This is a genomic window from Saccharopolyspora sp. 7B (genome assembly GCF_020177435.1).
GTDB lineage: Bacteria > Actinomycetota > Actinomycetes > Mycobacteriales > Pseudonocardiaceae > Saccharopolyspora_C > Saccharopolyspora_C gregorii.
The window spans coordinates 53,884-70,722 of record NZ_JAIUKC010000002.1 but is presented as its reverse complement, the minus strand read 5'-3'; the positions used below and the strand labels follow the sequence as shown (position 1 = coordinate 70,722).

Genomic DNA, 16,839 nt, shown 5'->3' with positions numbered 1-16,839 from the left:
AGTTCATGCAGGTCGTGGGGGCCGGGCACATCAACGTCGGGCGCGGCCCGCCACACCTGGTGCCCCGGGGGGTCCCCCGGGCAGCGGCAAAAACGCTCCACCTAGTCCCCCCGGGCGCCCCCCCCCGCGGCCCCCCCCCCCGGGGCCCCCCCGGGCGCCGCGCCACCTCACGGCAGGCTCAGCTTCGCCATCCGTCCCCCGTCCACCGCGTACGCGTTGCCGGTGATGAACCCGGCCTCCTCCGCGGCGAGGAAGGCGACCAGCGCGGCCACCTCCTCCGGCGCGCCGGTGCGGCCGACCGGGTGGATGCGGCCGATGTCGCGGCGGAAGGCCGCCGGATCCGGTGTGGCGTCGATGAATTCGAGGTTGAGGTCGGTGTCGATCCAGCCCGGCGCGACCGCGTTGCACCGGATGCCCTCCGGCCCGTGGTCGACCGCGACCGCCCGGGTCAGCCCGTGCAGCCCGGCCTTCGTCGCGCAGTAGGCCGCGTGCCCGGGGTTCGCGCCGAGTCCTTCGACGGACCCGACGTTGACGATGTTCCCCCGCGTCGCGCGCAGGTGCGGCAACGCCTCCTTGATCAGCAGGAACGGGGCGGTCAGGTTCACGGTGAGGTTGCGCTGCCAGTCGTCGAGCGACATCGCCTCCACCGCCGATTCCTGCATCATCCCGGCGTTGTTCACCAGGACGTCCAGCCTCCCGGCGCGGTCCACGACCTCGCCGACGATCCGCGCCGGAGTGGCGGGATCGGCGAGGTCCGAGGGGATCGAGCGGAACTCCTCGTCGGCGCCGCGCTGCGCGGTGAACACGGTGGCCCCCTCGTCGCGCAGCCGCCGCGCGATGGCGCGGCCGATCCCCGCGCGCCCTCCCGTGACCAGCGCGACCTTGCCGTCGAAGCGCTTCATGCGACCGCCTTCCCGCCGTTGATCTCGACCAGTGCCCCGCACACGTAGCGGGCTTCGTCCGAAGCGAGGAACAGCGCCACGTCCACGATGTCGGCCGGTTCCGCGATCCGCCCGAGCGGCACCGTCCGGCCCAGCTCGGCCACCGCGGTGTCCGGGTCGAATCCGCGCCGGGCGAAACCGCTGCGCAGCATCGGGGTGTTGACCTCGTTAGGGCACACCGCGTTCACGCGGACGCCCTGTTCCGCGTGGTCCATTCCCATGCACTGGGTGAGCGAGGCGATCGCCGCCTTCGTCATGCAGTACAGGGCGTGGTTCGGCCCCGGCGCCTTGCCGCCCCAGCAGGAGGACACGTTGACGATCGCGCCGCCGCCACCGGCCGCCATCAGCGGGATCGCGGCCCGGCAGAGGCGGAACGGCGCCTCGACGTTCACCCCGACCGACAGCGACCAGTCCGCGTCGGAGGTGTCCGGGACCGGCCCGCGGGTGATGACGCCCGCGTTGTTGACGAGCACGTCCAGCCCGCCCAGCGCCTCCCGCGCCGCCGGTGCCAGGCCGTCGGCGTAGGCCGGGTCCAGCAGATCACCCGGCAGGTGGGCGTCCGCCTCGATCCCGCTCACGTCCCGGTCAGCCACCGCGACCCGCGCGCCTTCCGCGCGCAGCCGCTCCACCAGCACCGCGCCGATGCCACCGGCCGCACCGGTCACGAGCGCGTTCCGTCCGGAGAACCTCATGTTCCACTCCTAGTGATTCGCCACCTGCCCGAGACCCGGGGCAGCGGACTCGATCCCTCCACCCGCCAGCGGCGACGCGGCTGACGGGAACCACGCGCGCAGCCCGACCACCCGCAGGTTCACGGCTGGTTCCTAGTGCGGACGGCGTTCCCTCCCGCGGCGGAGGATTCCGCGGCGAGGAAGCAGCTGACGGCCACCCCGCCCCGATGCGGCAGGAGCGGGATCAGCGGTTCAGAAGCTCGCGACCGGATCGCCGAAGAGGTCGCGGTCCGGCGTGACGCCGAGCCCGGGCCCTTCGGGCAGCGCGATGTGCCCGTCGTCGATGCGGATGCCGCCCGCCGGGTCGTAGTGGCCGTCGATGTAGGGCGCCGCGATCCACGCGCCCTCGTTCAGGTCCGGCCGGACGGTCGCGCCCAGCTGCACGCAGGCGGCGGCGATCACGTCACCGCCCCACGCGTCGTCGCTGCTGTGCGGCAGGTGCCGCGCCGCGCACAGGTCGCGGAACGCGCGCATCGGCGCGAGGCCGCCGATGCGGGTCACCTTCATCCCGAATCCGTCCACCAGCCCGGTCCCGGCCGCGGAGATCGCGGCGTTCAGGCTGACACCGGACTCGTCCAAGTAGATCGGGTGCTGCACCTGCGGGCGGATGCGGGCCAGCTCTTCGACGGTGTCGCAGGGCTGCTCCAGCACGAGCGGGACGTCGGCGCACTCGCGGCTGAGCCGCAGCACGTCGCGCGTGTTCCATCCCCGGTTGCCGTCGGCCGCCAGGCGCACGCCCGAACCGCGGACGACCTCCCAGACCTTGCGCACCGCTTCGATGTCGACCTCGACGGGACGGCCGCCGAGCTTCACCTGCAGCCGCGGATAGCCCTCGGCGACCCGCTCGGCCGCGATCCGGGCGACCTCGTCCGGATCGCCGACGCCCGCCGAGTAGTAGGTGGGCACCCGAGCCACCGCTCCCCCGCCCAGGAGTTCGGCCACCCGCACGCCGAGCCGCTTCCCGATCAGGTCGTGCGCGGCGATGTCCACGGCCGCCTTCGCGTAGTGGTGCCCGGTGAGCAGGCCGTCCATCGTGCGGTGCAGCGCCACCGGCCACGGCTCCGCCCCGACCAGCCCGGGAGCGAGCTGCGCCAGCGCGGCGCGGGCCCCGGCGGCGTGCGCCTCCGCGTAGGTGGGCCCGACGGGGCAGGTCTCGCCCCACCCCTCGGTGCCGTCCTCGGCGACGAGGCGCACCAGCGTGGTCTCCAACGACCACACCGTGCCGCTGGACATGACCCGCGGCGGGTTCCGCACCGGCAGGTCGTGGGTGTAGACGTGCACTTCGCGGATCTCCACGCGGAAACTCCGATCCGATGTCGCGGTGCTAGCGGACGTTCTCGGCCGACAGGGCGGCCCGGGCGGCGCGCAGCGCGGCCGCGCAGGCCCGCTCCCGGCCCTGCAACCGGGCCGACTGCGTCATGCCCTCGTGCAGCAGGAACAGGGTTTCGGCCAGGTGGGCGGTGTCCTGGTCCGGCGCGACGTGCTCCAGGCGGATGCGGAACTCGTCGGCGAGCTTGTCCTTGTGCTCCCGGACGGCCGCGGCGATCGGCGCGCTGTCCGGGTGCTCGGCGAGGGCGTTCATGAACAGGCAACCGGTGTTCGCGACCTCGGCGAGCCAGTCGCCGAGCCGGACCAGCAGGTGCAGCACGTGGTCGACGCCGGACTCCGGTCCGCCGTCGAGCCAGTCGAAGTACACCCGATCCCGGTGCTCCAGCGCGCCGACGATCATCGCCTCGCGGCTCGGGAAGTACTTGTACAGAGTGCGGAGCGAGACGTCGGCCTCCGCGCGTAGGGCTTCCACGCCCTGCTCGGCGAAGCCGTTCTCCGCGAAGCTGCGCTCCAGCTCGCCCGCGATCCGCTGCTTGGTATCGGCCACGCGGCGATGGTAGAAGGATCGCTCTACCGTTGTAAAGCGATCGTTCTACCACGGCCGCGCCCTGCTCGGTGAAACCTCTGCACAGGCCGCGGCGAGTTGCGTATCGTTCCGGTTCCGGGGGCGCTGCCGGTGACGCCCCGCGGCGCGAGGGAGGCGGAGTGCGATGCCCGGTGCGCGATCCCCCGCCGGCCCGGACCTGCGCCCGCCGCCCTGCCCGGCCGCCGACGCGTCCGCCCGCGTCCGCGCCGGAATCCCCTGACACCACCGAATTCGCGCAACCCCAGAACCTGGCGGCCCGCGATGGCCGTCCCGGTCGTCCAGCGGCAGGAGGCTCGGTTGGTCACCCGGAGGAATCCCGCGGCGGTGGAGCGGTTGCCGGACGGGGCGGCGCTCGGACTGGCACTGCTGGTCGGCTCGGCGTTCGTGATGGTGCTGAACGAGACCGTGATGGCCGTGGGGCTGCCGTCGCTGGTCGCGGACCTGCGCATCGGCATCGCCACGGCGCAGTGGCTCTCCAGCGGCTTCCTGCTCACCATGGCGGTGGTCGTGCCGACCACCGGGTACCTGCTGCAGCGCTGCACCGTCCGCCAGGCCTTCGCGGCGGCGATGGGCCTGTTCAGCGCCGGGACGGCGCTGTGCGGCGGAGCGCCCGGGTTCGCGCCGCTGCTCGCGGGCCGGGTCGTGCAGGCCTCCGGGACGGCGATCATGGTACCGCTGCTGATGACCAGCATCCTCGCGATCGTCCCCACCTCGCGCCGCGGCCAGGTGATGGGCACGACGTCGATCGTGCTCGCCGTGGCGCCCGCCGTCGGACCCGCCGCGGCCGGGATCGTGCTGTCCGCACTGGGCTGGCGGTGGATGTTCTGGCTCGTGCTGCCGATCGGGCTGTTGGCGCTCGGCGCGGGGCTGCGCTCGCTGCACATCGCGAACACCACGTCGCGGGTGCGGCTGGACGTGGTCTCGGTGCTGCTGGCCGCCGTCGCGTTCTCCACGCTCGTGTACGGGCTGACCGCCTCCGCCGCCACCGATCCGTCCACATCGGACTCCACGGGTTCGGGCCCGGCGTGGCCGTGGATCGTGCTCGGCACCGCGCTGGTCGTGGTGTTCGTCGTCCGGCAGGTCCGGTTGCAGCGCACCGGGCGGGCGCTGCTGGACCTGCGGGCGTGCGGGGTGCGGGACTACTCGGTCCCGCTGGTGCTCAGCGTCGCCGGGTACATGGCGCTGTTCAGCGCGGTGATCCTGCTGCCGTTCTACGTGCAGGTGGTCCTCGGCCGCGATTCGCTCGTCGCGGGACTGGTCGTGCTGCCCGGTGGGGTGGTGATGGGGCTGCTCGGGCCACCGGTGGGGCGCGCCTACGACCGGTTCGGGGTGCGGGCGCTGGTGGTGCCCGCGTCGGTGCTGCTGTGCCTGAGCCTGTGGGCGTTCGCGGCGCTCGGCGGCGACAGCCCGGTCTGGCTGGTGGTGCTGCTGCACGTGCTGATGTCGGTCGGGCTGGCGCTGAACTTCACGCCGCTGGTGACCGATGCGCTCAGCGCGCTGCCCCGCTCCCTGCACTCGCACGGCAGCGCCATCCTGACCACCTGCCAGCAGCTCGCCGCGGCCGCGGGGACCGCGCTGTTCGTGACGGTGATGACGCTGTGGTCGGCGCGCCCCGGCCAGCCGGACGAGGCGGGCGTCCGGGCGGCCTTCGTCGTCGCCGCCGCGCTGTCCACGCTGGTCCTCGCGGGCACCGCGCTGCTCCGCTCCCAGCGGCCCGCCGAGACCCCCGAACGCGCCGCCGACGAGCGCGGCACGCGGGACCGCACCGGCTAGCCCGGCGCCGATCGCCGCACCGCGGCGGCACCTCCAGCCGCTGGTGGGCGGTGCTCCTGCTGGTCTCCTCGATCACCGCGCGGGGCTCGCGGTGGAGTCGATCGCCGTCCTGCTCACCCCGCACCTGATGGCGGCCGGGCCGCGCCGCGGCGGTGGGCCCGCGCGCCGGGACTCACCGCGCGCTGAGCGGTCCGGTGGTGAAGCCCGCGCCCTGCCAACCCCAGCGGATCTCCCAGGTGGTGCGGGTGTCGTAGGCGTCCCGGGCGATCGGGTACGTGACCGTGGCGACCTGCCCCCAGTCCCGGTAGCGCGGATCGCGCGGCCCGAGCGGTTCGGTGGGGATCGGGGTGCGGCGGCCGACCTCGTCCACCCCGGCGAAGCTGCCGCCGATGTCCCGGTCGTACGCGGCGGTCCCGTCGAAGCCGAGCGACACCGGGGGGTTCAGCAACGCGGTCGGCGCCTGCGCGAGCCCGCCGCCGACGCGCGGCACGTCCCGCAGGCACGGCGCCACCCAGGTCATCGACCAGTCCACGTACACGTCCGGGCGGCCGGCGAGCAGGGCGCGCAGCGGGACCACGTCCAGCACGCGCGGCCCGGTCACGGCGAGCCAGCCGTCCCGGTCGGTGGTGCCGTCCGCGGCGACGACGCGGACCCGGTCGGCGCCGGGCGGGACGTCCTCGGCGATGAGCGTCCGCCAGCCGGGGTGCACCTGCGGGCGCTGCTCGATCTGCCGGTCCGCCGGGTATATCGGGCGCGCGTCCCGCTCGTCGCCGGAGTCGTCGAGGACGCGGGTGCCGAGCGGCCGCGGCTCGCCGTCGGGGGTGGAGCGGGCGAATTCCAGGGCGAGCCGGTCGCCGTCCCCGGTGCGCCCGGCCGCGGACACCGCGATCCGCTGGTCCGGGCCGAGCCGCGGGGCGGCGAACCACCCGCTGCGCAGCGAACCGGTGCTGATCGCCCCGCCGGTCAGGCTCGTCCACCGCTGCGGTCCCGCGCCCGCGGGCGCGGGGCTGCCACCGCCGGTGAAGCCGGTGAGCTCATCGTCGCCCTCCGCGCGCGCCAGCACGCCACCCGGCGCATCCGCGTTGATCACGACGTCGTCGACGATGCCGCAGCCGCCCCCGGACGGCTCGCCCAGCAGCTGCCCGCCGACCGAGTGTCCGCCCGCGCGCGCGATCGGCGCCACCGCGAACGACACCAGCAGCACCAGCACGCCCGCCCCGGCCGCTGCGGTCGCCACCACCGCGGGCATCCGGGCGAGCATCCGGCGCGCCGCGTCCCGGCCGCCGAAGCGCGGCAGCAGCGCGCACCCCAGCAGCACGGCGACCAGCAGCACCCACGGCAGCGGGCCGTTCAACGGCCGCATCGGCAGCTCGTCGCGCGGCACCCCGAAGTGCGAGTGCAGGAAGTAGGTGTTGGTGCCTGCGAACGCCAGGCACGCGGCCGCGATCGCGGCGACGGTGCCGACCCCGCCGACCAGCAGGACCTCCCGCCGCGCCGACCACTCCCGCGCGCCCGCGCCGAGCAGCACGACCCCCGCGGTGAGCGCGATGGCGCCGAACCCGGCGAGCGCGCCGAAGTAGTGCGTCCACTTCGACGGCGTCAGCCACAGCAACGCCAACCCGATGCCGAGGCAGCCCAGCGGCAGCGGCACCAGCCGCATCCCCGGCAACCGGCGGGCCCCGCGCACCACCAGCAGCGTGGCGCAGCCCGCCACGGCGATCGTGAGCAGCACCGGCAGCCGCCGCGCCAGCCCGCCCTGGTAGTCGCCGAAGCCGAGCAGGTACTGGTACCGGCGGATCTCCTGGAACCAGCCGACGTCCGGCCCGTAGAACCGGTGCAGCGCGGTCGCCTGCCGCACCCCGAACCACGACTGGTCGGCGAACATCGCCACCAGCGCCACCGCGGCGAGGCAGCCGCCCACCGCGCACCAGCCCCACGGCGGCTCACCCCGCGCCCGCAGCCCGCGCAGGATCCGCGGCGCCAGCAGCAGCACCGGTGCCACCGCGGTCACCCCCACCGGGTTGACGGCGACGGTGAACCCGCCGGCCAGCGCGCCGAGCCCGAGCAGCAGCACGCTCGCCCCGCCCGGCCCGGCGGTGGCGCGCAGCACGCAGGTCAGCACCGCGGTAGTGCCCAGCGCGACGAACGGTTCCGGCCGCACCCCGAGGTCGAACGGCAGCCACCACACCAGCAGCGCCACCGCCAGCAGCACCCGGGTGCCGAGGTGCCGCGCGTGCGCGGGCAGCACCACCGGGAGCACCCCGCGGCTGAGCAGCAGCCAGGTGAGCAGCCCGGCGACCACGCTCGGCACCCGCAGCAGCAGCGGCGGGGCGTGCAGCGCCACCAACGGGCTGATCAGGTTCAGCACCAGGGTGAACGGCGCTTCGGAGGAGTTCTCCCACCGGTAGTAGTTGGTGAAGTCGCCGGTGATCAGCGCGTTGCGCACGATGCCTTCGGTGAACGAGTCGTCGGGGCTCAACGGGCCGAGCACCAGCCAGGCCGCGAAGACCACGAGCAGGGCGAGGTCGATGAGCAGGAGCGACCGGCGGGCCGGGCGTCCTCCACCCGTCGCAGCTCGGTCCGCGGTGGATTCGTCCGACGCGGAACCCCCGTCCGAGCCGCCGCCGGGCGGACCGGCTCCGCTCCGTCGGGCACCCCGCCGGTCCCCCACCACGAGCAGCGCCAGCGACGTGATCATCGCCGCGACCGCCACCCCGATCAGCACGATCTTCCCCGCGCTCGGCGTGCTCTGGAACCAGTCCGCGGTGCGCGCGGTCACCCGCGTCCCGGCCGCCGCCGCCGGGTCCAGGTCGGTGGCGAAGGCGAACACCTCGCGGACCTGCGCGCCGGGCAGGTCGATCGTCTCCGCGCCGAGGCGCAGCACGCCGCCGTCCGCACCGGCGTCGAGGGTCAGCCCGCAGTCGCCCGCCGGCACCGGCCCGCGGTGGACCTGCTCGCCACCGACGAGCACCAGCACCGATCCGTCCGCGGCGGACACCGCGAATCCCTCGGTCGGCCTGCCGGGCAGCGCGCTGCTCACCAACGTGGTGGCGGTCCCGCGCGCGAGCCCGGCCCGCACCGCCGAGCACGGGACCTCGACCCGCACGTGCTCCGGCCGGTACGGCACGAAGAACGCGGTGGTCGACTCCACGGGCCGCCCGGCCTGCGGCCAGTCCACGGTGGTGCGCTCGGTGGCGACCGGCGCGAACGGGAGCGCGAGCGCGGCGAGCACGCCGAGCCCCCCGACGAGCAGGGCGATCTTGGTGAGCGCGGGAACCCGGCGCTCTTCCCCGGTGGCGGTCACGACGTCCTTCCTGCGGGATCGGTTGCGTTCTCCCGTTCGGAGCCACCACGGCCCCGGACTGCCCTGGACAGCAGCCGCACGACCCACCAGCCGAGGCTGAGGCCGAACAGGACCGCCGTCACCAGCAGCCAGTTGCCCAGGTAGGGCTCCAGGTCCTGGCCCGTCGCCGCCGCGCGGGCGGCGGCGCCGAGCCCGAGGATCCCCGGGCAGAACACCAGGAACAGCAGGCCGCTGCCCAGCGCGGGCAGCCGGACGTGGTTCACCCCGGCCGGGTGCGTTCCCCGGAACGCCCCGGTCAGCGCCCGGTCGCCGAGCGCGTACAGCGGCAGCAGCACCGCGTCGTGCGCGACGGCGGCGGCGACGAACCACAGCAGCACCGACGGCACTTCCGGCTCGTCGCCCAGCAGCCGGAAGGCGTACCAGGTGAGCGCGAAGCTGCCCAGCAGCACCGAGAACCGGAACGGGTCGGTGCCGAGCAGGCGGGTCACGCGGCGCACGGTTCACCTCCTCCGGAACGAGATCGACGCCACCCACTTGGTGTTGAGCACCCCGGGCAGCGCGGGCACGATCACCCGCGCCGGGAACCCGTGGTCCGGGCTCAGGTCCACCCCGTTGACGCGCAGCGCGAGCAGCGCGTCCGGGTCGAGCACCTGCCCGGCGTGCAGGGTCGCGGCGGCGAACGCACCCCCGGTCTCCAGGGAGCGCACGTGCGCCGAGGCGGGTTCGGGCACCCCGGCGAACCGGGCGAGCTCGGCCAGCGGCACCCCGGTCCAGCGCTGGGTGGTCGACCAGCCCTCGACGCAGGCGATGGGCAGTTCGGCGGTGCGCTGCGGCAGCGCGAGCAGCCGGGCGCGGTCCAGCTCGACCGGTTCGGCACCGCCGAGCAGCCGCAGCCGCCACCGCGACCCGGTGCTCGCGGCGGCGATGCCCGCGGCGGCGGCCGTGCGGTTCACCTGGAACCCGTTCGGGCCCGGCCCGTCCCGGTAGCGCGGCGACAGCAGCGCGGTGCGCCGCGCGCCGTCGAAGGTCTGCCCGGCGGTGAGCAGCCCGATCAGCGCGGAACCGCCCGCGACGACGGCCAGGAAACCGCGCCTGCTCATCGTGGCCGCCGCGGGCCGCACCGGCGCCAGGTCGTCGTGCCCGCCTCGGTGGCGCAGCGCCCGCACAGCGGCGGGCAGCTTCAGCGCGACGTGCGCGGCGAAGGACCCGATGAACACCCAGGCGCCCCAGTAGTGCGCGGTGTAGAAGCTGAACGGGAACGCGTAGTAGTACTGCACGTTCAGCACGCCGGTGCCCAGCTCGAACAGCACGCTGCCCACCAGCAGCAGCAACGACAGCCGCTCCAGCGCCCGCGCCGGCGAGGTCACCGGCGGCCAGGCGAACAGCTTCGGGATCACCGACCACAGCTTCGCCAGCACCACCGGCACCAGCACCAGTCCGAGCAGCACGTGCACGCCCTGGTTCAACCGGTACAGCCAGGCCGGGCGGGTCGGCCAGTCGAACAGCGGCAGCCGCAACCACCCGGTCTCCGCGGGCATCGCCTGCCCGAACCGAGGACCGTAGGCGACGTAGGACAGCAGGCCGGTGAGGACGACGATCGGCAGCGCGACCAGCAGCACCATCCCGAGCACCGAGGTCAGCCGGATGCCGCGCAGCGGGCTGCGCCACGTCCGGGAACGCCCGAACCCGGGCGGCCGGAACCGCTCCCACCTGCTCGACCCGTCGTCGAGCCGCCGTCCGAAGCGCACTGCGGAACTCCTCACCACGTCTCCCGCGGTGCCCCGAGGACGGCGGTCTCGCGGGCCCCACCGGAAAAAAGTGGAACCGGGACCAATCCGCCCGCCGGGTGGCACCGAATACCCGTGGGAAAGGCAATGAGCAGTGGGAATTCCGGTGCCGGAGCTTCGCCAACGTAACACGTCCCCCACGCCGGGGACCGCAGTCGAGGACGGTGGAATGACGGTCAGCGTCGATGTGATCCTGCCGTGCCGGGACGAGGAGGCCGCGCTCCCCGGAGTGCTCGCCGGCCTGCCCGCCGCGCACGGCTACCGAGCGCTCGTGGTGGACAACGGCTCCGCCGACGCCACCGCGGCGGTCGCCGCCGAGCACGGCGCCACCGTGATCTCCGAGGCGCGACCCGGGTACGGCGCCGCCGTGCACGCCGGGCTGGAGCACTCCGGGGCCGAGGTCGTCGTCTTCGTGGACGCCGACGGTTCGATGCGCCTGGACGAGCTGCCGCGGCTGGTGGAGCTGCTGCTGCGCGGGGACGCGGACCTGGTGGTGGGCCGCCGGGTCGCGGCCGAGCGCGGCGCGTTCCCGTGGCACGCGCGGCTGGGCAACGCGGCGCTCGCCGGGATGCTGCGCAGGCAGGGGCTGCCGGTGCGCGATCTCGCGCCGCTGCGCGTGGCCTGGCGCGATCGGCTGCTGGACCTGGGCGTCACCGACCGCGGTTTCGGCTATCCGCTGGAGCTGCTGGTCCGCGCCGCCCGGGCCGGCTGGCGGGTCGAGGAGGTCCCGGTCGACTACTACCCGCGCGCCGCCGGAACCCGCTCCAAGGTGACCGGTTCGGTGCGCGGCACCGCGCGGGCGGTGCGCGACATGGCCCGGGTGCTGCGATGAGCCGCGGCGTGCTGCTCGTCGTCGCGAAAGCACCGGTGCCGCGGCGCGCGAAGACCCGGCTCAGCCCACCGGCCTCGGCGGAGCAGGCGGCGGCGATCGCGGCGGCCGGGCTGCTGGACACCCTCGACGCGGCGGCCGGAACCGGTCTGCCGACGGTGGTCGCCTGGACCGGGGAGACCGCGGCGGCGGCCCGGCGCGACGAGGTCCGGGCCGCGCTGGCGCGGGTGCGGGTCGTCGAGCAGCGCGGCGACGAGCTCGCCGAGCGGCTCGTCGCCGCGCACGCGGACACCGGGGCGTTGCACCCGGGCGAGCCGATCCTGCAGATCGGGATGGACACCCCGCAGCTCACCCCGCGGCTGCTCACCCGGTCCCTGGACCGGCTCGGCGGCTCCGCACCGCCGGACGCCGTGCTCGGTGCGGCGGCGGACGGCGGCTGGTGGGCGCTGGGCGTGCGCCGCGCGGAGCACGCGGCGGCGCTGCGGGACGTGCCGATGTCCACCGGAGAGACCGGCTCGCGCACGCTGGCGGCGTTGCGGGACCGCGGGCTGCGCGTCGAACCGCTGCCCGCGATGTCCGATGTGGACACCATGTCCGATGCCACCTCGGTCGCCGCGGCCATTCCCGCCTCCCGGTTCGCCGCGGCCGGCGCCGCCGTGCCGGTGGAGCGCGAGCGGTGACGGCCGCGTTCGACCCGGTGTACGGCGCCGACACCTGCTGGCTGGAGATGGACCCGGGCCCGCCCGAACTGCTGCACCCGCGGCGGTGGTCGGACGAACCGGGAGCGGCCGACGAACTGGTCCTGCGCCGATGTCGCGGCGCGACGCTGGACGTCGGCTGCGGACCCGGCCGGATGACCGGCGGACTGGTGCGGCGCGGGCGCACCGCGCTGGGCGTCGACGTCTCCGCCGACGCCGTGTGCCGGACCATGCTGCGCGGCGCGCACGCGTTCCACGGCGACGTGTTCGGCCCGCTGCCCGGCGAAGGCCGCTGGGAGCACGTGCTGCTGCTCGACGGCAACCTCGGCATCGGCGGCGATCCGCGCGCCCTGCTGCGCCGCGCCACCGAACTGATCACCGGCACCGGCAGCGTGCTCGTCGAAGCGCACCCGCCCGGCGTGGGGCTGTGCGCGGGACGGGCCCGGGTGCCCGGCGGCAGCTGGTTCCCGTGGGCGCGGGTCGGCGTCGACGCGCTGCACGGGCTCGCGGCCGCGGCGCGGCTGCGAGTGCGGTGGCACGCCCGCCTCGGGCGGCGCAGGCTCGCCGAGCTGGTGCGGCAGTGATCTCCGGGGACGCCCGGAGGACCGGAACGTGGAGAGGAGAACCGAACATGCGGGTACTGGTCACGGGTGGCGCGGGCTTCATCGGATCGCACGTCGCCGACCGGCTGCGCGCCGACGGGCACGAAGTGCTGCTGGTCGACGCGCTGCTTCCGCAGGCGCACCGGACGCGCGCCATCCCCGAGCACCTCGGCGGCCACGGCCTGACCGTCGCGGACCTGCGCGACCCCGACATCGCCGACCACGTGGTGCGCGGGGTGGACGTGGTGTGCCACCACGCCGCCGTGGTGGGGCTGGAGACGGGGGTGGCCGACATGCCGGACTACGTGGCGCACAACGAGCTCGCCACCGCGCACCTGCTGGCGGCGATGGCCGAGCACCGGGTGCGCAGGTTGGTGCTGGCCGGCTCGATGGTCGTCTACGGCGAGGGCCGCTACCGCTGCGCGCGGCACGACGTCGTGCAGCCCGGACCGCGGCGGCAGGAGGACCTGGACGCGGGCATGTTCGAGCCGCGATGTCCGCGATGCGACGAGCCGCTCGTGCGCGGGACCGTGCCGGAGGACGCCCCGCTGGACCCGCGCAGCACCTACGCGGCCACCAAGCTCGCGCAGGAGAACCTGGCCGCGTTGTGGGCGCGGGACACCGGGGCGTCCGCGATCGCGTTGCGCTACCACAACGTCTACGGGCCGCGGATGCCGCGGAACACGCCCTACGCCGGGGTGGCCTCGCTGTTCCGCTCCAGCCTCGCCCGCGGCGAGGCGCCGGTGGTGTTCGAGGACGGCGCGCAGACCCGCGACTTCGTGCACGTCGGCGACGTGGCGGCGGCGAACGCGCTGGCCGCCGCGCAGGAGCGGACCGGGTTCCGCGCCTACAACGTGTGCTCCGGTGATCCGCGCACCATCGGCGAGATGGCGGACGCGCGGGCCGCGGCCGACGGCGGGCCGGAACCGCGCATCAGCGGGCGCTACCGGCTCGGCGACGTGCGGCACGTCGTCGCCGACCCGTCCCGCGCGGCGAGCGAGCTCGGTTTCACCGCGGAGGTCCCGTTCGGCACGGGCATGAAGGAGTTCGCCACCGCCCCGCTGCGCGCCTGACCGCCCCCACCCGCGAGCGAGCAACCCAGGCCGCCCCGCGGCCGTGAACCAGCCCGGTGGGTCCTACCGTTTTCCTGTCAGCGGCGAAGCCGCTGAGCCGCCGACCACCCGATCAACCGAACCACCCGCGGGTTCTCAGCTTCTTCCTCGCGAGGACAGCGTTTTCTCATGTGGCGGCGCCACCTGTGAAGACGATCCCGCAGCGAGGGAGAAGCTGAGGTTCCGCCACCCGACCACGACGCGAACCGAGTGAGAAAACCAAAAAGTCACGGTTCCCGGGCGATCACGACCGCGATCCACAGGTCGGCGCGGCCGGCCGCGGTGTCCACGTCGCGGCCGGTGAGCTCCTCGATGCGGGCGATCCGCTTGCGCAGCGTATTGCGGTGGATCCCCAGCTCGTCGGCGGCGGGCTGCCAGTGGCCGAGGTGCGCCAGGTAGGTGTGCAGCGTCCGCAGCAACTCGGGTTCCGCGACGAGGTCGCGCAGGATCGAGGCCGCCAGCGCGCGGGCCGCGTGGTCGGGCAGCCCGGCGCGGACGCTGCCGCGGAACCGCTCGTCCCAGTCGACGACCTCCCGGTCCGCGGCGGCCAGCGCGGTGCGGGCGGCGGCGTCGCTGGTGCGCGCGTCGGCGACGGGGACGGCGGGGCCGACGCCCACCCCGGCGCGCAGACCGGCGAGCAGGTCGGCGACCTCGCGGGCCGCACCGTCGGCCACCAGCAGCGCGATGTTCCCGTCGGCCGGGGCCGTGGTCAGCACCTCCGGGTGCTCGCGGGCCAGGCGCTCGCGGGCCCCGGCGGGGACCCCGGAGGCGCGCAGCACCCGCACGGTCCGCGGCGGCACCGGGCTTCCTTCGAGCAGGGCCGCGACCCCGGCGCCCGCGTCGACCGCCCCGTCCAGCACCAGCGCCGCCGCCTGGTCCCGCAACCGCAGCTCGGCGTCGGCGGCGGCCCGGGATCGTTCGGCGTCGAGGGTCAGCAGCGCGACAGTGGACACCAGCACCGCGCGCAGCACCGCGTCCAGCGGTCCTGGGGCCAACAGCACCAGGAACGGTCCGTCGACGCCGGCACCGAGCGGCTGCACCACGGTGGTGCCCTCGGCGCCGGTCTCGGTGACGGCTCCGGCTCCGCCGCCGGAGCGCAACGTCCCCAGCGCGCGCCGCGCCGCGTCCGGCAGCCGGAACCGGGCCGGGACCAGCGGCGTCCCGGCCGCGTCGACCAGTCCGGCGCTGCCCCGCGCGGCCCGGCCGAGCACACCGAGCACCCGCGCCGGGCCGTCCTTGCGGGAGATCACCCGGGTCAGCTCCTGCTGCACGCGCAGCGCCGATACGGTGGACTCGCGCTCCTGATCCGCGAGCAGCCCGGCGACGGCTTTGCTCACCGCGATGAAGGGCGTCGCCTCCGGCACCACGACCAGGCTGAGCCCCGCCGCGCGCGCCGCCTCGACCAGGGCCCGCGGGACCTCGGCGTGCGAGAGGCCGGTGCCGAACCCGAGCGCCGCCACCCCGGCGCGGTCGATCCGCCGCACGTAGGCCGCCCAGTCCTGGCGCACCAGCCCGGTGGTCAGCAGCAGCTCGCCGCCCTCCAGGTACCGGTCCGGGTCGGTGAGTTCGCTGGTCGTCACCCACCGAAGCGGGCGTTCGGCAGCCGGTTCGACGATCACGCGCAGCGCCAGTTCGGGGATCGCGACGACGTCGTCCAGGCTCAGCACGGTGGCAGTGTTGCACACCCGAGCACGCCTGCCTGTCGGGTTCGCACACTCACCACGGCGCGCCGAGCGGCCTAGCGTCGGAGACGTCCCGTCCCCGCCGCCGCGAAGGAGCCTCGCATGACCGCATCCGCCCCGTCCCCCGAGCTGATCGGCGGTCCCGGTCTCCCCCAGCGGCGCGAGCTGCGCACCGAGGTCCCCGGCCCGCTGTCCCGCGAACTCGCCGCGCGCCGTTCGGCCGCGGTCTCCGCCGGGGTGTCCTCGACGCTGCCGGTCTACGCGGCGGCGGCCGGCGGCGGCGTGCTGGTCGACGTGGACGGCAACTCGTTCGTCGACCTCGGCTCCGGCATCGCGGTCACCACGGTCGGCAACTCGGCGCCGAAGGTGGTCGCGGCCGCGTCCGACCAGCTGGTCCGGTTCACCCACACCTGCGCGATGATCACCCCGTACGAGAGCTACGTGCGGCTCGCCGAGGAACTCGCCGCGATCACCCCGGGCGACCACGAGAAGCGCACCGCGCTGTTCAACACCGGCTCCGAGGCCGTCGAGAACGCGGTGAAGATCGCCCGCTGCGCGACCGGCCGGACCGGGATCGCGGTCGTGGACCACGCCTACCACGGGCGCACGAACCTGACGATGGCGCTGACCGCGAAGAACAAGCCGTACAAGGACGGGTTCGGCCCGTTCGCGGCCGACGTGCACCGCGCCCCCACCTCCTACCCGTTCCGGGACGACGCCGGGCTGTCCGGCGCCGAGGCCGCGAAGCGCACCACCGACTACCTGGAGCGCACCGCCGGAGCCGACCGGCTGGCGGCGCTGGTGATCGAGCCGATCCAGGGCGAGGGCGGTTTCATCGTGCCCGCGCCGGGATTCCTCGCCGAACTGGCCCGCTGGTGCCGCGCGAACGGGATCGTGTTCGTCGCCGACGAGGTGCAGACCGGGGTCGCGCGCACCGGCTCCTGGTTCGCCACCGACCACGAGGACGTCGTCCCGGACCTGATCACCACCGCGAAGGGCCTCGGCGGCGGGCTGCCGATCGCCGCGGTCACCGGCCGGGCGGAGCTGATGGACGCGGTGCCGGCGGGCGGCCTCGGCGGCACCTACGGCGGCAACCCGGTGGCCTGCGCCGCCGCGCTGGCCGCGCTGGAGACGATCCGCGAGGACGGTCTCGTCGCCCGCGCCGCCGCGATCGGCGAGCAGGCGACCGCCCGGCTGCGCGCGCTCGCCGACGCCGACTCCGTCATCGGCGAGGTCCGCGGCCGCGGCGCCATGATCGCCGTCGAGTTCGTGCGCCCGGGCGGCACCGAGCCGGACGCGGCGCTGGCGAAGGCCGTCGCCGACCACTGCCACCGCACCGGCGTGCTCGTGCTGACCTGCGGCTCGTTCGGCAATGTGATCCGGCTGCTGCCGCCGCTGACCATCCCCGACGAGCTGCTGCACGACGGGCTGGACGTGCTCGCCGACGCCCTCGCGCAGTCCTGAT

14 protein-coding genes are annotated in these 16,839 nt (G+C 75.2%); 6 read left to right on the top strand and 8 right to left on the bottom strand.

Features of this window, described 5'->3' with window-relative positions; genetic code table 11:
- Positions 1-167: 167 nt before the first annotated feature.
- The 4 genes from LCD33_RS00305 to LCD33_RS00290 all read right to left on the bottom strand — a co-directional run bounded on the left by LCD33_RS00305 (position 168) and on the right by LCD33_RS00290 (position 3,548).
- Positions 168-902 (bottom strand): SDR family NAD(P)-dependent oxidoreductase, encoded by a 735-nt coding sequence (locus LCD33_RS00305; RefSeq protein ID WP_224977370.1) that lies wholly within the window; start codon positions 900-902, stop codon positions 168-170.
- Entirely contained in the window at positions 899-1,633 is a 735-nt protein-coding gene (locus tag LCD33_RS00300) for an SDR family NAD(P)-dependent oxidoreductase (protein WP_224957317.1), read from the bottom strand. Before LCD33_RS00300 ends, LCD33_RS00305 begins: the two co-directional genes overlap by 4 nt.
- Before the next feature lie 231 nt (positions 1,634-1,864).
- Positions 1,865-2,968, bottom strand: coding sequence for a mandelate racemase/muconate lactonizing enzyme family protein (locus tag LCD33_RS00295; RefSeq protein ID WP_224965886.1), 1,104 nt, complete (start codon positions 2,966-2,968; stop codon positions 1,865-1,867).
- Between the two features lie 28 nt (positions 2,969-2,996).
- Entirely contained in the window at positions 2,997-3,548 is a 552-nt protein-coding gene (locus tag LCD33_RS00290) for a TetR/AcrR family transcriptional regulator (protein ID WP_224957315.1), read from the bottom strand.
- A gap of 336 nt (positions 3,549-3,884) precedes the next feature.
- Here LCD33_RS00290 and LCD33_RS00285 point away from each other — a divergent pair, with 336 nt between their 5' ends.
- Positions 3,885-5,360: a DHA2 family efflux MFS transporter permease subunit gene (locus LCD33_RS00285; RefSeq protein WP_224957313.1), complete on the top strand. Its 1,476-nt coding sequence runs from the start codon at positions 3,885-3,887 to the stop codon at positions 5,358-5,360.
- A gap of 172 nt (positions 5,361-5,532) precedes the next feature.
- Here the strand turns inward: LCD33_RS00285 and LCD33_RS00280 are convergent, their stop codons facing one another.
- From LCD33_RS00280 to LCD33_RS00270, 3 genes are read right to left on the bottom strand one after another with little or no spacing between them, the layout of a single operon-like run.
- Complete coding sequence (locus LCD33_RS00280) at positions 5,533-8,664, bottom strand: arabinosyltransferase domain-containing protein (protein WP_224957311.1); 3,132 nt, start codon at positions 8,662-8,664, stop codon at positions 5,533-5,535.
- Entirely contained in the window at positions 8,661-9,161 is a 501-nt protein-coding gene (locus tag LCD33_RS00275; RefSeq protein WP_224977369.1) for a hypothetical protein, read from the bottom strand. Before LCD33_RS00275 ends, LCD33_RS00280 begins: the two co-directional genes overlap by 4 nt.
- 3 nt (positions 9,162-9,164) lie before the next feature.
- Positions 9,165-10,412: a molybdopterin-dependent oxidoreductase gene (locus LCD33_RS00270; RefSeq protein ID WP_224957307.1), complete on the bottom strand. Its 1,248-nt coding sequence runs from the start codon at positions 10,410-10,412 to the stop codon at positions 9,165-9,167.
- Positions 10,413-10,620: 208 nt separating this feature from the next.
- On the opposite strand from LCD33_RS00270, the gene LCD33_RS00265 reads away from it, so the two are divergent.
- Genes LCD33_RS00265 through LCD33_RS00250 form a run of 4 tightly spaced genes read left to right on the top strand, consistent with a single transcriptional unit; the run spans position 10,621 to position 13,653 of the window.
- Positions 10,621-11,283 carry a glycosyltransferase family 2 protein gene (locus tag LCD33_RS00265; protein WP_224957305.1) on the top strand — a complete coding sequence of 221 codons (663 nt, stop codon included), beginning with the start codon at positions 10,621-10,623 and terminating at the stop codon, positions 11,281-11,283.
- On the top strand, positions 11,280-11,960 hold the full coding sequence (locus tag LCD33_RS00260) for a DUF2064 domain-containing protein (protein WP_224977368.1): 681 nt from the start codon (positions 11,280-11,282) through the stop codon (positions 11,958-11,960). Before LCD33_RS00265 ends, LCD33_RS00260 begins: the two co-directional genes overlap by 4 nt.
- Entirely contained in the window at positions 11,957-12,562 is a 606-nt protein-coding gene (locus tag LCD33_RS00255; RefSeq protein WP_224957303.1) for a class I SAM-dependent methyltransferase, read from the top strand. Before LCD33_RS00260 ends, LCD33_RS00255 begins: the two co-directional genes overlap by 4 nt.
- Before the next feature lie 47 nt (positions 12,563-12,609).
- On the top strand, positions 12,610-13,653 hold the full coding sequence (locus tag LCD33_RS00250; RefSeq protein WP_224957301.1) for an NAD(P)-dependent oxidoreductase: 1,044 nt from the start codon (positions 12,610-12,612) through the stop codon (positions 13,651-13,653).
- 266 nt (positions 13,654-13,919) lie between these two features.
- Here the strand turns inward: LCD33_RS00250 and LCD33_RS00245 are convergent, their stop codons facing one another.
- Entirely contained in the window at positions 13,920-15,377 is a 1,458-nt protein-coding gene (locus LCD33_RS00245) for a PucR family transcriptional regulator (protein WP_224977367.1), read from the bottom strand.
- A 99-nt stretch (positions 15,378-15,476) separates the two neighbouring features.
- Between LCD33_RS00245 and gabT the strand changes: the two genes are divergently transcribed.
- Positions 15,477-16,838: a 4-aminobutyrate--2-oxoglutarate transaminase gene (gabT, locus tag LCD33_RS00240; RefSeq protein ID WP_224977366.1), complete on the top strand. Its 1,362-nt coding sequence runs from the start codon at positions 15,477-15,479 to the stop codon at positions 16,836-16,838.
- Position 16,839: the final 1 nt, after the last annotated feature.